This window comes from Gemmata algarum (assembly GCF_034097035.1).
Lineage (GTDB): Bacteria > Planctomycetota > Planctomycetia > Gemmatales > Gemmataceae > Gemmata > Gemmata algarum.
The window spans coordinates 111,683-125,586 of sequence record NZ_JAXBLV010000034.1 but is presented as its reverse complement, the minus strand read 5'-3'; the positions used below and the strand labels follow the sequence as shown (position 1 = coordinate 125,586).

The following is a 13,904-nucleotide window of genomic DNA, read 5'->3' as shown; positions in this document are numbered from 1 at the left end:
GCCTCGGCTCCCGGGGCTTGTGGGCCGGATTCCGTGGTAGCGATGCCCCCAGCGGAGCGGTAGTCCGTTGCCCGCGAATGTCCAGTCGGTGCCCCATCGCCTGCGACCGATCGGCGCTGTACCCCCCGTTACACCTTCGTCCGAAGGGGAACGACGTGCAACCGGCCGGAACCTGCGCCTAACAGCACTGTAACCCCCGTTACACCGCGGTCCTGGCGCCCCGCGAGTTTACGTATCGGTATCACGTGCCGCGCGTCGTCCGCTTCTTCTTACCGGCTGCCGGCGCCCGCCCTTCCGCGTCCTGGCACCGGGGGCAGAAGTGCGAGGCGCGGCCGGCGTAGCGGGCGCACACCACCGCCGCCGCGCAGGTCGGGCACGACTCGCCGGTGCGGCCGTACACCGCGAACTCGTTCTGGAACCCGCCGCGCAGCCCGGACCCGCCCACGTAATCGCGGATCGTGCTCCCGCGCGACTCGACGGCCCGCGTGAGGACCGCCTCGACCGCCTCCCGCAGCGCGTCGCACTCCGCCGCGGTCAGCGTGTTGGCGGGGCGCCCGGGGTGCAGCTTCGCGCGGAAGCACGCTTCGTCCGCGTAGATGTTGCCGACGCCCGCGACAACCGTCTGATCCAGCAGGACCGCTTTGAGGTTGCGGCCCGTGCCGCCCACCGCCGCGCGGAAGTAGTCGGCGTCGATGCCGAAGGGCTCCGGCCCGAGTTCCGCGTTCATCTCCGACTCGACCGCCGCCCGGTCCGCGAAGAACTCCGCCGACCCGAACCGCCGCTGGTCGCGGAACCGCAACTCGTGGCCGTTGTCGAGCGTGAACACCGCGTGCAGGTGGTCGGGCTCGGGCGTGTCCGCCGGGACGACGGTAAACTGCCCGGTCATGCCCAAGTGGACGCGAAGCAGGGGGGAAGACCCACCCCCCGGCCCCCTCCCTGAAGGGAGGAAGGCAGACCCACCCCCCAGCCCCCTCCCTGAAGGGAGGGGGAGCAAAGCCGCGTTGGAACCGATTCGCGAGTCGAGTTCGCGAGCCATTACGCCCGAACTCCCCTTCCCTTCAGGGAGGGGGCCGGGGGGTAGGTTGCCTTTCCTCCCCTTCCCTTCAGGGAGGGGGTTGGGGGGTAGGTTGCCTTTCCTCCCCTTCCCTTTAGGGAGGGGGCTGGGGGGTAGGTCTGCCTTCCACTCCAAATCAACGAGAATCCACTTCCCCCGGCGCCGAACGGCTTCCACCCGGGTTCCCGCGAGTTCGGCGGCCCAGGCGGGGTTCCAGGTCCGGCGCAGCTTGAACGCGCTGCGCCGGACGGCGGTAATCACCCGCCCGGTGAGCAGCGGGCGCAGGTCGCGGACGACGGTCTCAACTTCCGGCAGTTCGGGCATGAACGCTCCACCGCGCACAACGGGCACGGAAATTATGGCGCATCCGCCCCCCGGCGCGAACCCCGGTCGGGCTGCTACAATCAGACTCTGGCCCGTTTCGCTTCCCGTGTCACACCCCGGTACTCGACATATGGCAGTGGCAACCTCTTCTCCGGTTTCACAGGTGCCCGACGCCCGCGGCCGGTTCGGCCCGTTCGGCGGCCGGTTCGTGCCCGAAACGCTCATGTTCGCGCTCGAGCAACTCGACGCCGCGTATCGCGAGGCCAAGTCCGACCCGGCGTTCATCAGCGAGTTCCACACGCTCCTGAACGAGTACGTCGGCCGGCCGTCGCGCCTCTACTTCGCCGAGCGGCTCACGAAGGAGGCCGGCGGCGCGCGCATCTACCTGAAGCGCGAGGACCTGAACCACACCGGCGCGCACAAGATCAACAACGCGATCGGCCAGGCGCTCATCACGAAGCGCATGGGCAAGAAGCGCGTGATCGCCGAGACCGGCGCCGGGATGCACGGCGTCGCCACGGCCACCGCCGCGGCGCTGTTCGGGCTCACGTGTCGCGTCTACATGGGCACCGAGGACATCCGCCGCCAGGAGCTGAACGTGTTCCGGATGCGCGCGATGGGGGCCGAGGTGTACCCCGTCGAGAGCGGCAGCAAAACCCTCAAAGACGCCACCAACGAGGCCATGCGCGAGTGGATGTCGAGCGTGGAGCACACGCACTACATCATCGGCAGCGTGGTGGGGCCGCACCCGTTCCCCGCGATGGTCCGGGACTTCCAGAGCGTGATCGGCGCGGAAACCAAGCAGCAGAGCTTCCAGCAGTTCGGGAAGATGCCCGAGGTGGTGGTGGCGTGCGTGGGCGGCGGCTCGAACGCCGCGGGCATGTTCTACCCGTTCGTGGACGAGCCCGGGGTGGAACTGGTCGGCGTCGAGGCCGGGGGCCGCGGCGCGAAGGCCGGCGACCACGCCGCCACGCTGAGCAACGGCAAGCCCGGGGTGCTGCACGGCAGCTTCAGCTACGTGCTCCAAGACGACGACGGCCAGACCGCGGACGTTCACAGCGTCAGCGCGGGCCTGGACTACCCCGGCGTTGGCCCCGAGCACAGCTACTGGCACGACGCGAACCGGGTGCAGTATTGCAGCGTGACCGACGAGGACGCCCTGGATGCGTTCCACCTGTGCGGGCGCCTGGAGGGCATCCTGCCGGCCCTGGAAACCGCTCACGCGGTGGTCGAGGCCATGCGCATCGCCGCGAAGCGGTCGAAGGACGAGGTGGTAGTGGTGTGCTTCTCGGGCCGCGGCGACAAGGACTGCGCCGAGGTCGCCCGGCTGATGGCCGCGAAGAAGTGAAGAGGCAGTAGCCGCGAAGAGGCAGTAGCCGCGAAGAGGCAGTAGCCACAAAGACGCACAAAGGGCACAAAAGAAAGCGAAGAGCAAGAGGGCGTTCAATGCACCTGCTGTTTGGTTTCCTTTTGTGCCCTTTGTGCGTTTTTGTGGCTACTGCCTCTTCACGTCTTCGCGGCGCACCACTGACAACCAGAAGACCGATAAGTGCCGACGAGCCCGTGTCGCCATGAACTTCCGAAAGCTCGTTCGCAGTCTCACGATCGGTTGTGCCGGCCTGATCGACGTGATCCGGTCCGAGCAGAACATGCGGATTCACTGCGTGGTTGCGGCGGGGGTGACCGTCGCGGGGCTCGTGTTCGCGCTCGCCGCCTGGGAGTGGGTTGCGGTCGTGCTCTGCATCGGTCTGGTGCTCTCTGCCGAGTGCATGAACACCGCGCTCGAACGGCTCGCCGACCGCGTTACGCAAGAGCGTGACCCGCTCATCAAGCAGGCGAAAGATTGTGGCGCGGCAGCGGTGCTGGTGGTCGCGCTCACGGCGGTTGTGGTCGGCGGCGCGGTGTTCGTGCCCAAAATCGGGGCCGCGGTGGGGTGGTGAGTCATGTCCGACGGAAGCCCCATCACCGACGACCACGCGCCCCCGTTTCGCTGGTGGCTGCTCCCCAGTTGGCTGGGGCTCGACGCCCCGTGCGTTGCGCTGACCTGGACCTGGGCCACCGGCCGCGCGTCCGGGGTCGCCCTGCACGCCCGGCCCGCGGCGGCGATGTTCCTGGTAGTGTGGTTCATTTACCTGTCTGACCGGCTCATCGATGTCGCCCGGTGCCGCGACTGGACGCACGCGACCGGCCGGCTGCGGTTCGGCCGGAGCGCCCGGCCGCTGTTCGGCGTTTGTCTCTTCGTGTGTCTGACGGGGATCGTCGCGCTGCTCGGGGCGGGTCTGCCGGCCGAGGTGATTGAACGCGCGGCGCTCGTCGCGCTCGGGGTGGGCCTTCACGGGCTGCTGTTCGTGATCCCGGTTTTGTTCCGGACGAAGCTCCCCGGTAAAGAGTTCGGCGTCGGGCTGTTCTTCGCGCTGGGGGCCTATGCGTGTCTGGGCGAGGCGGCGCGGACGTGGCCGCTTCTGGTATCGGTGTTCCTGGTGGTGACGTTCGCCTGTCTGGTGATCGCGGCCCGCGACGCCGACAGCGACCGGGTGAACGACCCCGGGGGCGCGTCCCGCTGGTGGCGGACCATGAACCGCGACCTCCTCTGGGTCGGCGTCGTGCTGACGCTGGCCGCGGCCCTGACGGCGGTGGGTGGCCGCGCGTTCGGCCTCTCGCTCGCGGCGTCCTTCGCCGGGCTCACTGCGCTGCACCGCGCGGCCCACCGGCTGAGCGGCGACGCCGTGCGGGCACTGGCCGACGTGCTGCTCCTGACGCCCGTCCCGATCCTGGGCGCGTTCGCGCTGCTGTGAGCGTGACCGGCACGGGAACGCGCGGAGAGGTGGGGCCAACCGCGAGGGAAGAAGTAATAGCCGCAAAAAAGCACAAAGGGCACAAAAACGAGCCAAGCCAAGTCCAATAGCCTCCGACTCCCGGTCGGGAACCAACTCATCCGAAGCTTCGGGCGCTTCATTCGTCCCGCGACCTCACCCGGAACACGCCTCCAGAACCGTCAGGGTACGACGGCATCGAGACGACCGTAAACGACACGCACGCGCGGAACACGTGCGCGTGCGGGGGCACGAGTTCGCTCGATGAGTTGCAAGTTTCGCACGAACTCGTTACCTTGTTACTGCTCATATTGTGAAGACGGTATTCGTGCGGTAAATATTGCGGTAATATTTGGTCTGCCCTGCACGTGTGTGTGGCGAGCAGGGAAACGGTTCCGTGTCGGTGCGCGAGGCTTCGCACACTAAATACTGGTTCGGCTCCAGAAAGTACGGCGAGACAAGCAACTAACCTCGAAGTATTCGCTCTGAGCTGCGGCTGATGCCGAGATAGGAGTCTGATGCCCGGAGATGTAGCTAATCCACGACAAGGATCGACTTGGTTCACCCCGCTTGCAATTATCGCAGCATTCGTAACGCTCACTGAAACGGTTCTTGGCATCGGGCTTACCCAAGTAACTGGTGAGGTTCAAATTGCTTTGACGGTCTTCGTAATCGCGTTCCCCACGTTTGTCGCGCTCGCGTTCTTCATCATCCTTTGGAACCGACCATATGTCTTTTACTCACCAGCGGAATTCGGCGGGACTGATCCTAAGCATTTCGCGGAGGCGATGAGGGGAAGGCTTCCAGATAGGGTTGCTGAGCAGATCGCTGAAGTGCAAGCCAACCCCAAGGACGAAATCGCTAAGTTCCAGCTTATGGACAGCCTTATCGAGGTAGCGACTCGTCAGCATCTTATTCTGATGAAGCTCAAGGGCGTCACGTTCCCTTTGGCGACGTATGGTTTCATCCGCTATGAAACCGGAACTCCTCAGAAAGGCTGGCAGTCAGGAGTGGCCGAAGGTAGCGACATTTACAAGAAACTTGCCGGCACGGGCCTCGTTGAAATTGAACCCAGCGGTCCCGGTGTCAAACTCACACCTTTCGGGCACAAATATGTCGATTGGCTGATCGCGAACGGCAAACAGAATGAGTTCTACGAGTCACCACTCGGCGGGTGGGGGACGCGAAAAGGTATGGATGGCCCGTTCGGTGCGGTCGTTGAAGCACTCAGCAAGCCGCCGTCAGCAACAAGTCCAACGGAACCGCCAACGAAGTCGGCGGACGTGCCAGTAGTTCCACAGAGCGAGGTCGTTCCACAATCGGAACATGGGAATCCAACGCAGTGATGCCAGTTTCGCATATCGCGACCGAACGCTATCACAGGCCGAATCCGGTGCTGCACCTGACACCGCCGGCTGATTCGGGACGCACCGCTCATCCGATGGTGGCAGTGCAGGTGAGGTTGTTGTTCGGCGAAGAACCCGAGGATCTCACCATCTCTCCTGACTCACGACAAACATGTCTTCCAGCATCAAGTGGAGAAGGGCCAGTAGAGATAGCTCGCGTGGAAGCGAAGGTGGGAGAACCTGCAAGGTGCCGCGCGTGTCCTTCTCTCACCCGATGGAGCCGACCAATGTCGCACTGGAAACGCTGGCCCGACGACGAACTCAACACGAAGTTCGCCGAGATCGAGCATCCCGACCGGATCGTCTACCCCGACCTCAACGACGGCTCGCCTCTCGTTCTTGCGTGCGACCACTCCGGTGAACACGCCACGCCGGAGTTTCGAGTCGTGTCTTTTCTTGTGACCACCTACAAGTCTCTGGCCGAATGGGATCCGCTGCGGTCCGCGGTGCGGAAGCGGCACCTCACCGACGGCAGGCGAATGTCGTTCAAGGCGCTCAACGACGCATTGCGGGTTAACGCCTTTTCGACATTCCTCAATGCGGCAAGCCATTTGAACGGCGTGCTGATCTGCGTTGGCGTCGAGAAGGGCTTTTCCTTTCCCAAGGATCAACTTCCCCCGCGACAGCACGACTGGACCCCGGACACGCTGAACAAACTCGTCGAAGTCTGCGTCTTCGGCGGGTTAATGGTCAACGGCCTTCGTACCAAGGGACAGGACGTTCATTGGATTACTGACGACGACTCGACCGTCGCGACGGACAAGGCAAAGGCTGACGCCAGTAATCTGCTGGGCGGGGTACTTCACAAGCACCCTGACGAGTATCCTCAACTCGGTGTGGGCGTCGCTAGCCAGTTCGACGACGACCTACGCGCGGAAGACCTCGTCGCTATTCCCGATCTGGCGGCGGGCGCATATTCGGAAACACTTACCACGATGGGCAAGGAAAACATGCCCACCTCGGGCACCGGCCCGCAAGGTGCAAAGCTGTTCCTGCAGATCAAATCGAGCTTGATTAATTCTTGGCGCTACGACAGCAGCAAGCCGTTGAAGCACATGAATGCCGTCATCAGGTCTTTCAACGGCCAGATGCTCGTATCATTCGGCGCGCCATTCTCCCGTAGGCTACGACCGGATGAATCCGCAGAAGGGGCGCCTACTCTCAACGCGAAGTGGCGACGAGCGCTGGAAGCCGACCTGAAAGCCCGCGACATCGATCCTAACGAGATACTCAAGACGATGGGCATTGACACATAACGGTCGCATTCAGCCTGCTATCCCTTGTAGCATCCTGTCAGGAGTTGCCATCTTGGGACGGGACAGCGGCTTGCGGCCTACGCATGACTTTGGGCGCGGCGCGCACGCAAGGGTCTGGGCCTCGTGCGCAATGCTCCGGGCCTTGCGCGCACCGCTGCTCGGCTTGGGCGACGTGGGGCGAGCGAGTCCGGCGGGGTCGGCGGCACGCCAATCGCGGCTCCGCGTGGTCCGCACCGATGGTTGCCGGGCGTGCCCCGGAAGCGGTTGGCGGTGCGGGCGGGCCGTCCGCTCGGGCCACGGGTGCAGGCCGAACCCATCGCTGCCGAGCCCGGCGCGGCACCTGATTTGGATCGCGCCGCTCATCCGGTGGTGGTGCCAGTGAGCAGTTTGTTCGGCTAGCAGAGGGAACATCGATGGGCGAGGTGGCAGAAGCCCTACTTCGGCTGCTCAACCGGGCCTCACAACTGCGGATCGAGTACGACCCCACGCAGCCGTCCCCGTGCGTGCAGTTGCCACCCGATCACCACGACATGGTCGAGTGGCGTCCGGTCCCGGCCAGCCCCCCGGCCGCGCTGGACGGCGTCGCGGTCCACCCCTCGGTTCGGGAGTTCTATGGGTCATACCTCGGCTGGGAGGCCGGCGGCCGTTACGCGGGCGAGGCGGTCCACCTGATCGTCGTCCGGAACGATGAACTGTCCGAACAGTTCGGCCGGACGCTCCGGCGGCAGGTCGATGCGGGGGAACCGGTGATGGTGGCATACACCGACCGAGAGCAGCTATACTCTGTGGACAGTGCGGCCGGTGCGGTGTGGCTGTGCGCGTCGGATCATCAGCCCATTCGCCAAGTCGCCCCGACCCTGGCGGCGTTCCTGGCCGACATCGAGTAAAAGCAGACCGAACCCGGCGCGGCACCTGACACCGCCGGCTGATTCGGGACGCACCGCGGCTCGGATGTGGCGGTGCCGGTGAGTTGTAAGTCCGGCGGCATAGGAGAAGGCACCGATGGGGCGGTCGCTGGCGTCACGTGTTAAGATCGTCGGTCCGGCGTTTGTGGTGGGTGCGGCGTTGTCCGCCCTGGCCGCCGGCAGCGGCGCGAGCAAGATGGGCTGGGGGCTCGGCGACTTCGCCTTCGTGTGGGGGTCGGTCCTGGCCGGGCCATTTTCGGGACTCTGGTTCGCGACGGGATGGGGGATGGCCGACGCGGTGGGGTGGGCCATCCCTTGCGGGTTGGCGATCGTCTGTCACCCGGCGCGGCCGGGCTGGCTTACCGGGTTGGTCAGTGGGATCGGAATTGCCCTGTGGATACTCCTTGGGTTCGTGCTCACCTACGACGGGGTGTAGCCCAAACGCCGAACCGGTCGCGGCACCGAACCCGGCCACGTCATTCGTTTCTCGCGGCTCACCGCGCGTTGGTGTAGCCGGTTGCGAGCCCGGCCGGGCCGGTGAGTTTAATTGTTCGGCCACAGAGGCGCAGCGGATGACGGACGTGCAGGCCGTGATCGATCGTTGTCTCACGGCCACTCGTGTGCCGGGATCGCCCAACGAGTTCACTGCGGCCGAGGTTCGCAACTTGGCTCTCGAATACCTCCGAGGGCGCGACGAGGAGTTGCAGATCCATCCGTGGATCAGAGGCCTGCCGCATTGGAATCTGTGGATGACCGACGCTGAGTTGGACGACGCGATATTCGCGGTCCTGGCCTTCGGCCCCGATGGCGTCGTGTTCACCTGCGGCACTGGCAACTCGTTCGCCATCCGCCGTTGGGACGCCGACGAGCCGCACGATGCCGCTAAACTGACCGCAGAACTGCGGCGGGCCTTCCGAGTACCAGAGCCGGTCATATTCCTGACCCGTGCAGACGCTGAGACGTGGCTCAGGCGCGACTGGTAGGTCCGCAAAGCAGCCAAACCCGGCGCTGCACCTGACACCGCCCGCTGATTTGGGACGCACCGCTCATCCGGTGGTGGCGGTGCCGGTGAGCTGTAACTTCGGCCGGGGAGGTGAGCGATGTCGCTCGATCGCAGTGAGCACGCGGGTTCGGATCCAGACCCGTTCTCGGGCCTCGGGGCCGGGGTCACGCCGGCCAGACACCGGGGGCCGCAGCGGAGCGGCGAGCGCACCGCCCTCGCCGGTGTGCTTTTGGCCTTGGGCGCAGTCCTGATGATCGGCGCCGCCATCACCGCCCACGTCCTGCGGACGAGGTTGATCGGGGCGGAGCTCAGCGAGGAGCTGGGGCTGGGTGTGGCTTGGGAGTTCCGGGCCGAGCACGAGCGCGAGGTTCGCAACTGGCAGTTGGGGTTGGCCGGCTGCGCGGCCGCGTTCGTCGCCGGCGGGCTCGTGTGTCGAGCCGCATACCGGGTGTACGATGCCGGCTCCCCCGTGTACCGTGGGCGGGACTGAGCAGGGACCCTGGCTACCGCGGGACCGCCACGACTGCGGCGCGGTTAGGCCGTAGGTGCTAGGCGTGTGGGGGCCGAACCATCTGCTGCACCCGACACCGCCATCGGCCGCAGTTGTGGTGCTCACTGTATCATGGCGGTACCGGTGACCTTAATATTCGGCGCAGGAGGGCGTGGCCTCCGGTTGGTGGCGGCAGCCGCTCGGCATGCAAGGTGCTCGCGAAGGCGGTGCCCGCCGCGTAGCCCTTGCACCTTCGCCCGGAGCCGTTCCGATGTCATCCCGAGCCAAGCGGACTCTTCTTGTCGCGATCGGGCTGGTCCTGCTCCTTGTGGTGGTCGCGTTCGGGGCCGTCGCCTATTTCGTCGCGACGGCCGCGCGCCAGGTCGGGAAGGACGTGGACGCCCTGAACAGCGATACCTCCGCGACCTTCCGGCCGAAGGTCACCGCCGGACGGGTCGAGTTCGAGATGACTTACGGGAAGGATGTCGTCAACCTGTCCGTCTTCACCGTGCTGGACGCCGAGGGAAAGAAGCTCTGGGAGCTGGAGGGACGCGGAACGGCCCGGCCCCCGGTGGTCGTGTACGGCGAACTGCCCCCCGGCCCCGGGGCCGAAGACTACAAACAGGTGTTCCCGGAGGGGGGTGTGAAGCCGGCCGACATCCGCGGCACGTCGGTGCGGGTCGAGATCAGCGTGAGGTACATCATCCCGTTCGGAGCCGGGCACCAGACCTATCGCGGGGAGTTCGACATCCCGAACGGGCCGTGACCGGGGAGCACCGGCCGGGTTCGGCGGCCCAGGGCCGCGCGTGAGCCGCCGAACCCGGCGCGGCACCGGACACCGCCATCGGACTTGTGACCCGCCGCTCATCCGGTGACGGCAGTGCTGGTGGGGTTGTTGTTCAGCTAGCGGAGGGCGCACCGATGGGGCGGCGTGCGGGGGTGATCGTCGCAGGGGCCGTCATCGGCCTGATCGCCGGTGCCTTGGCGCCGGTCGTGTTCATCGCCGCCTGCGTCTGGGACGGCCGCGCGAAGTGGTCCGCGATCACCGAGCCGGAATCCGTTCCGTACATCGCGACCTTGGTCGCGCTGGGTGCCGTCAACGGAGCGGTCGGCGCGTGGGACGGGTGGCGGTCGAGCCGGTACCGGGTGTGGCCGGTGGCCTGGGCGCCGGCCCTGCTGTTCCTGTTCCCCGCCGTCCAGTGGGTCCAAGATCCTTCGGACTCGAAGACTTGGGGCACGGCCCTTTTGGCGGTCGGTATCGTGGCCCCGTTCGTTTGGGTGGCCGGCCGGGTCGGGCAGGAAGTCGGCGCCCGGTTGCCGCCCAGGCCCGCCGAACCCGGCGCGGCACCGGACGCCGCCGGCTGATCGGGGCGCGCCGCGGTCCAGGTGGTGGAGGTACGGGTGGGCTGATTGTTCGGTAAGCGGAGGGCGCATGAGCGACGAGGCCGCATTCCTGGCAGCGATTCGAGCCGCCCCGACGGACGACCTGCCGCGATTGGTCTACGCCGACTGGCTGGACGAACACGACCGGCCCGGAGGCGGCTTCCTCCGCGCCGAGTGCGAACTCGCCGCGCTCGCCCCCGCCGATCCGCGCCGGGAGGCGATGCAGGGCCGCCTGCGGGAGGCCGGCCGCGGTGTTGACCCCGGCTGGCTCGCGTCGATCAGTCGTGCCCCGGTCGAGGGCTGCGGGGTCGAGTTCCGGTTCCGCTGCCCGAAGCAGTGGGAGCAACTCCAGCCGACGGGCGAGGAGGACGTCCGCTTCTGCGGCCAGTGTCGGCAGAAGGTGTTCTTCTGCTCAAGCATCGAGGTCGCTCAGACGCATGCGTCCCTCGGGGAGTGCGTGGCCGTCGATCCGCGGCTCGCTCGCAAACCGCGAGATCTGGAGTCGTCGGACTGGGAGTTAGGCACATTTGTCATGGGCCTGCCGCTCGCCGACGACGAGCCAGACCCGAAGAGTGAGGAGCCACCGCGTCCGCCAAGTCGGCGGCGAGGATAAGGCGCGCCGAACCCCGCGCGGCACCGGACGCCGCCGGCTGATTCGGGGTGCGCCGCGGGGCAGGTGATGGCGGCGCGGGTGAAGGTGTTGTCGGTAACCGGAGGGCTGAGGGTGGGGTACGGCACGATCTGGCGATTGGGCCATGAATACGAAGCCCGGTTGCTCTGGGAGGACCGCTTCCCCGCACGCCGATTGGCGATCGACGTGAAGTTCATCACCGGCTTGGAACTGCAAATCCTCCGCTGTCGATTGCACGGGTTGGCGGCGTTCGACCCGAAGGTCGAGGTGTACGAGTCCGCCTTTCCCAAGACGTCCGATCCAGAGTGGGAGGCGTGGTATCAGAACATCGAGGCGGAGTACAATCGCGCCATTGACATCGTTCATGCGGACTTCCTGAGCGAGTTGAGAGCAATCGAGCCGGCGCAGCTTGCGTCGCTCGGGTCTGCATGGGGCGCGGCCTGTGAGGGGTGGTGGCACCAGGAGTGGCCCGAGCACGCGGCGTGGGCATTGGGCGAGTTCGTTCGGGTGGCTCAGACCGCGGGCAAGCGCCGGATGTGCGTCTTCGCCACGCACTTCGGGTAGCGTCGCCGATGCCGCACCCGGCGCGGCACCGGACGCCGCCGACTGATCCGGGGTGCGACGCGGTGCAGGTGATGGCGGCGCGGGTGAGGTTGATGTTCGGCAACCGGAGGGCGTCGGGATGTGGAAGGGCGTGTGCCGCGGCATCGGGCTGGTGGTCGGCTCCCTGGCGGTGGTCCGAGCCTTCTTCGCCAGCCTCGCCCGGATTGACTCGGCTGACGAGCTGGACTACCTGGTGGACCTGGACGTGGTCATCGGGGGCGCGTTCGCGGTCGCCTTGCTGCTCGTCGTCACCCCGAGCCTGCACCGGGCGTCCGCCAAGTGGTGCGCCGTGGTCGCGGCGCTTGTGGTTGGGGTTGGCGTGTCGGGGGCGCTGGTCTGGCACCACGAGGAGCAGGTCCGCATCCGCTCCATGCCCCCGGTGCCCCACCCGGCAGACGAATAGCCGCCCCGAGCAAGGCGCGCCGAACCCGGCGCGGCACCGGACGCCGCCGGCTAATCCGGGGCGCGCCGCTCATCCGGTGGCGGCGGTGCCGGTGAAGGCGTTGTTCGGCCACAGAAGGGGTCCGGTATGAAACGCTGGTGTGCGGGACTCTTCTGCGTCATCGTGCTGGTGGTGCTCGGCGGGTGCCATCGGGCGCCAACCGCGCCAACTGATCCCGGGGCGCCCGCCCGAGTCGTCCGCGTCGCGCCGGCCAAGCTGCTGACCGGAGATCTCGGCCGGCTCTCCACTCATCTCGACTTGACGGCGACCGGCTGCCTCCGTCTCGACGCCCCCGATGAGGACCTCTTGTTCGACCTCGAGCCCGAACTCTGGGAGCTGGGGAAGCCGCGTTCTCTGGGCGCGGCGCGGTCGCGGGTGCGCGGGCCGGGTGAGGTGTCGTTCTCCGTTCGGGAGGCACACGACTCCAAAGGGGGCCGGGCGTATCGGCTGGTGGCGGCGGTGGCCGCGCCGTCCGGTCAGGGGACCTCGCACTCCTACACGGTTGCCGTTCCGGAAGTGTCGGACATGACGCAAATGAGCCGCGCGGTGGACTTGGCCGGGCCACGGGAGTTGGCGGAAGGCGAGAGCGTTCCGGTGTGGGCGTTCGTGGTTCGCACGGACGGGCGAATGGACGGGGCGCCGCTGGACGAGGCGGTGAAGAAGGCCCGTTGGGCACTGGTCGTCAAGGCGCGCTGGGAGCGGTCCGAAAACCGGTAGATGCCGAACCCGGCGCGGCACCGAACGCCGGCGGCTGATTCGGGGCGTATCGCGGTGCAGGTGGTGGCGGTGAGGTTGTTGTTCGGCGGCGGAGATGCACGGGCAATGTCTGGGCACATGAATTTCGCAGAAGAGTTGATCGTCGCAGGGCTGACGGGAAGGCCGGGACCGACGGTTCCCGGTCAGCAATTCGCCTTCGTCGTTTACCTCGACGACGGCGAATGGCCCGTTCAGGTGTGGGGTGAAGGACCGACGCCGTTCATCGCTATCAAGCGAGCGATGCAGCGCAATTTAGCTTCTGGGGTCGTTCAAGGCTGGAGCGATGACCCCACCCGGTGGCCATTCTTCGACACGCTTCCTGAAGAGGTTCGTAACAGCGGCGACCGCGATCTGATCTGGTTCCTCATCGGCTTGTCCGAAGGCTACATGGCCCGACACGGCTGGTTCTCGTTCACAACCCAATCGGCCTACCTCGACGGACACATGGAGGAGTTTCTGCCTTGCGCGCGGTGCGTCTGCGCTTGGGATGCCGAGCCGCCGCTTCAAGACGCGGCCTTCGGGCTGTACTCCTTCGAGCCGGTCGCGTTCTCCCCTACCTGGCGCACCGAGACGGTTCTGGCGCTTGCACGGCAAATGTGCGAGCGGGAGGATTTCAGCGCCCTGCCGGTCCTGGCCGATGCGCTCCAGGACGCGGGTTGCGAGGATGAACAGATTCTGAACCACTGTCGCGATTCGCTCCCAGCGCACGACTGCGGCCGTTGCTGGGCCGTGGACCTAGTGCTCGACAGGGGATTCGTATCCGAAGCCGAACCCGGCGCGGCGCCTGACGCCGCCGGCTGATTCGGGGCGCGCCGCTTATCCGGCGATGGCGGTGCCG

Annotated in this window: 17 protein-coding genes; 16 read left to right on the top strand and 1 reads right to left on the bottom strand. The window is 66.6% G+C overall.

Translation table 11 applies throughout. The features are described 5' to 3' along the window. Window positions 1-241: 241 nt before the first annotated feature. Window positions 242-1,378 carry a bifunctional DNA-formamidopyrimidine glycosylase/DNA-(apurinic or apyrimidinic site) lyase gene (gene mutM, locus R5W23_RS05505; RefSeq protein WP_320685467.1) on the bottom strand — a complete coding sequence of 379 codons (1,137 nt, stop codon included), beginning with the start codon at window positions 1,376-1,378 and terminating at the stop codon, window positions 242-244. 130 nt (window positions 1,379-1,508) lie between these two features. On the opposite strand from mutM, the gene trpB reads away from it, so the two are divergent. The 16 genes from trpB to R5W23_RS05425 all read left to right on the top strand — a co-directional run bounded on the left by trpB (window position 1,509) and on the right by R5W23_RS05425 (window position 13,867). Next, complete coding sequence (gene trpB / locus R5W23_RS05500) at window positions 1,509-2,726, top strand: tryptophan synthase subunit beta (protein ID WP_320685466.1); 1,218 nt, start codon at window positions 1,509-1,511, stop codon at window positions 2,724-2,726. Between the two features lie 223 nt (window positions 2,727-2,949). Further along, on the top strand, window positions 2,950-3,318 hold the full coding sequence (locus tag R5W23_RS05495) for a diacylglycerol kinase family protein (RefSeq protein WP_320685465.1): 369 nt from the start codon (window positions 2,950-2,952) through the stop codon (window positions 3,316-3,318). Between the two features lie 3 nt (window positions 3,319-3,321). Further along, window positions 3,322-4,173 (top strand): hypothetical protein, encoded by an 852-nt coding sequence (locus R5W23_RS05490; protein ID WP_320685464.1) that lies wholly within the window; start codon window positions 3,322-3,324, stop codon window positions 4,171-4,173. Between the two features lie 536 nt (window positions 4,174-4,709). Beyond that, window positions 4,710-5,537 (top strand): hypothetical protein, encoded by an 828-nt coding sequence (locus R5W23_RS05485; RefSeq protein ID WP_320685463.1) that lies wholly within the window; start codon window positions 4,710-4,712, stop codon window positions 5,535-5,537. Between the two features lie 287 nt (window positions 5,538-5,824). Beyond that, window positions 5,825-6,853 (top strand): hypothetical protein, encoded by a 1,029-nt coding sequence (locus R5W23_RS05480; protein ID WP_320685462.1) that lies wholly within the window; start codon window positions 5,825-5,827, stop codon window positions 6,851-6,853. A gap of 413 nt (window positions 6,854-7,266) precedes the next feature. Next, window positions 7,267-7,740: a SecY-interacting protein Syd gene (locus tag R5W23_RS05475; protein WP_320685461.1), complete on the top strand. Its 474-nt coding sequence runs from the start codon at window positions 7,267-7,269 to the stop codon at window positions 7,738-7,740. Between the two features lie 115 nt (window positions 7,741-7,855). Further along, on the top strand, window positions 7,856-8,194 hold the full coding sequence (locus tag R5W23_RS05470) for a hypothetical protein (RefSeq protein ID WP_320685460.1): 339 nt from the start codon (window positions 7,856-7,858) through the stop codon (window positions 8,192-8,194). Window positions 8,195-8,330: 136 nt separating this feature from the next. Beyond that, window positions 8,331-8,741 (top strand): hypothetical protein, encoded by a 411-nt coding sequence (locus R5W23_RS05465; protein ID WP_320685459.1) that lies wholly within the window; start codon window positions 8,331-8,333, stop codon window positions 8,739-8,741. A 117-nt stretch (window positions 8,742-8,858) separates the two neighbouring features. Beyond that, window positions 8,859-9,251 (top strand): hypothetical protein, encoded by a 393-nt coding sequence (locus R5W23_RS05460; RefSeq protein WP_320685458.1) that lies wholly within the window; start codon window positions 8,859-8,861, stop codon window positions 9,249-9,251. Window positions 9,252-9,522: 271 nt separating this feature from the next. Next, window positions 9,523-10,017: a hypothetical protein gene (locus tag R5W23_RS05455; RefSeq protein ID WP_320685457.1), complete on the top strand. Its 495-nt coding sequence runs from the start codon at window positions 9,523-9,525 to the stop codon at window positions 10,015-10,017. Window positions 10,018-10,172: 155 nt separating this feature from the next. Beyond that, on the top strand, window positions 10,173-10,616 hold the full coding sequence (locus R5W23_RS05450) for a hypothetical protein (protein ID WP_320685456.1): 444 nt from the start codon (window positions 10,173-10,175) through the stop codon (window positions 10,614-10,616). 67 nt (window positions 10,617-10,683) lie between these two features. Then, window positions 10,684-11,247, top strand: coding sequence for a TIGR02996 domain-containing protein (locus R5W23_RS05445; RefSeq protein ID WP_320685455.1), 564 nt, complete (start codon window positions 10,684-10,686; stop codon window positions 11,245-11,247). A 66-nt stretch (window positions 11,248-11,313) separates the two neighbouring features. Then, window positions 11,314-11,829 carry a hypothetical protein gene (locus R5W23_RS05440; protein WP_261187682.1) on the top strand — a complete coding sequence of 172 codons (516 nt, stop codon included), beginning with the start codon at window positions 11,314-11,316 and terminating at the stop codon, window positions 11,827-11,829. A gap of 118 nt (window positions 11,830-11,947) precedes the next feature. Continuing rightward, complete coding sequence (locus tag R5W23_RS05435; protein WP_320685454.1) at window positions 11,948-12,271, top strand: hypothetical protein; 324 nt, start codon at window positions 11,948-11,950, stop codon at window positions 12,269-12,271. A 126-nt stretch (window positions 12,272-12,397) separates the two neighbouring features. After that, complete coding sequence (locus R5W23_RS05430; protein ID WP_320685453.1) at window positions 12,398-13,027, top strand: hypothetical protein; 630 nt, start codon at window positions 12,398-12,400, stop codon at window positions 13,025-13,027. Further along, complete coding sequence (locus tag R5W23_RS05425; RefSeq protein WP_320685452.1) at window positions 13,028-13,867, top strand: hypothetical protein; 840 nt, start codon at window positions 13,028-13,030, stop codon at window positions 13,865-13,867. It begins immediately after the preceding gene. The last annotated feature ends 37 nt before the right edge of the window (window positions 13,868-13,904 follow it).

Coding starts and splice junctions, on each gene's coding strand:
- R5W23_RS05495 (WP_320685465.1), top strand. CDS start 2,950: ATGAACTTCCGAAAGCTCGTTCGCAGTCTCACGATCGGTTGTGCCGGC.
- mutM (WP_320685467.1), bottom strand. CDS start 1,378: ATGCCCGAACTGCCGGAAGTTGAGACCGTCGTCCGCGACCTGCGCCCG.
- trpB (WP_320685466.1), top strand. CDS start 1,509: ATGGCAGTGGCAACCTCTTCTCCGGTTTCACAGGTGCCCGACGCCCGC.
- R5W23_RS05490 (WP_320685464.1), top strand. CDS start 3,322: ATGTCCGACGGAAGCCCCATCACCGACGACCACGCGCCCCCGTTTCGC.
- R5W23_RS05430 (WP_320685453.1), top strand. CDS start 12,398: ATGAAACGCTGGTGTGCGGGACTCTTCTGCGTCATCGTGCTGGTGGTG.
- R5W23_RS05450 (WP_320685456.1), top strand. CDS start 10,173: ATGGGGCGGCGTGCGGGGGTGATCGTCGCAGGGGCCGTCATCGGCCTG.
- R5W23_RS05470 (WP_320685460.1), top strand. CDS start 7,856: ATGGGGCGGTCGCTGGCGTCACGTGTTAAGATCGTCGGTCCGGCGTTT.
- R5W23_RS05485 (WP_320685463.1), top strand. CDS start 4,710: ATGCCCGGAGATGTAGCTAATCCACGACAAGGATCGACTTGGTTCACC.
- R5W23_RS05445 (WP_320685455.1), top strand. CDS start 10,684: ATGAGCGACGAGGCCGCATTCCTGGCAGCGATTCGAGCCGCCCCGACG.
- R5W23_RS05435 (WP_320685454.1), top strand. CDS start 11,948: ATGTGGAAGGGCGTGTGCCGCGGCATCGGGCTGGTGGTCGGCTCCCTG.
- R5W23_RS05475 (WP_320685461.1), top strand. CDS start 7,267: ATGGGCGAGGTGGCAGAAGCCCTACTTCGGCTGCTCAACCGGGCCTCA.
- R5W23_RS05440 (WP_261187682.1), top strand. CDS start 11,314: ATGGCGGCGCGGGTGAAGGTGTTGTCGGTAACCGGAGGGCTGAGGGTG.
- R5W23_RS05480 (WP_320685462.1), top strand. CDS start 5,825: ATGTCGCACTGGAAACGCTGGCCCGACGACGAACTCAACACGAAGTTC.
- R5W23_RS05455 (WP_320685457.1), top strand. CDS start 9,523: ATGTCATCCCGAGCCAAGCGGACTCTTCTTGTCGCGATCGGGCTGGTC.
- R5W23_RS05425 (WP_320685452.1), top strand. CDS start 13,028: ATGCCGAACCCGGCGCGGCACCGAACGCCGGCGGCTGATTCGGGGCGT.
- R5W23_RS05465 (WP_320685459.1), top strand. CDS start 8,331: ATGACGGACGTGCAGGCCGTGATCGATCGTTGTCTCACGGCCACTCGT.
- R5W23_RS05460 (WP_320685458.1), top strand. CDS start 8,859: ATGTCGCTCGATCGCAGTGAGCACGCGGGTTCGGATCCAGACCCGTTC.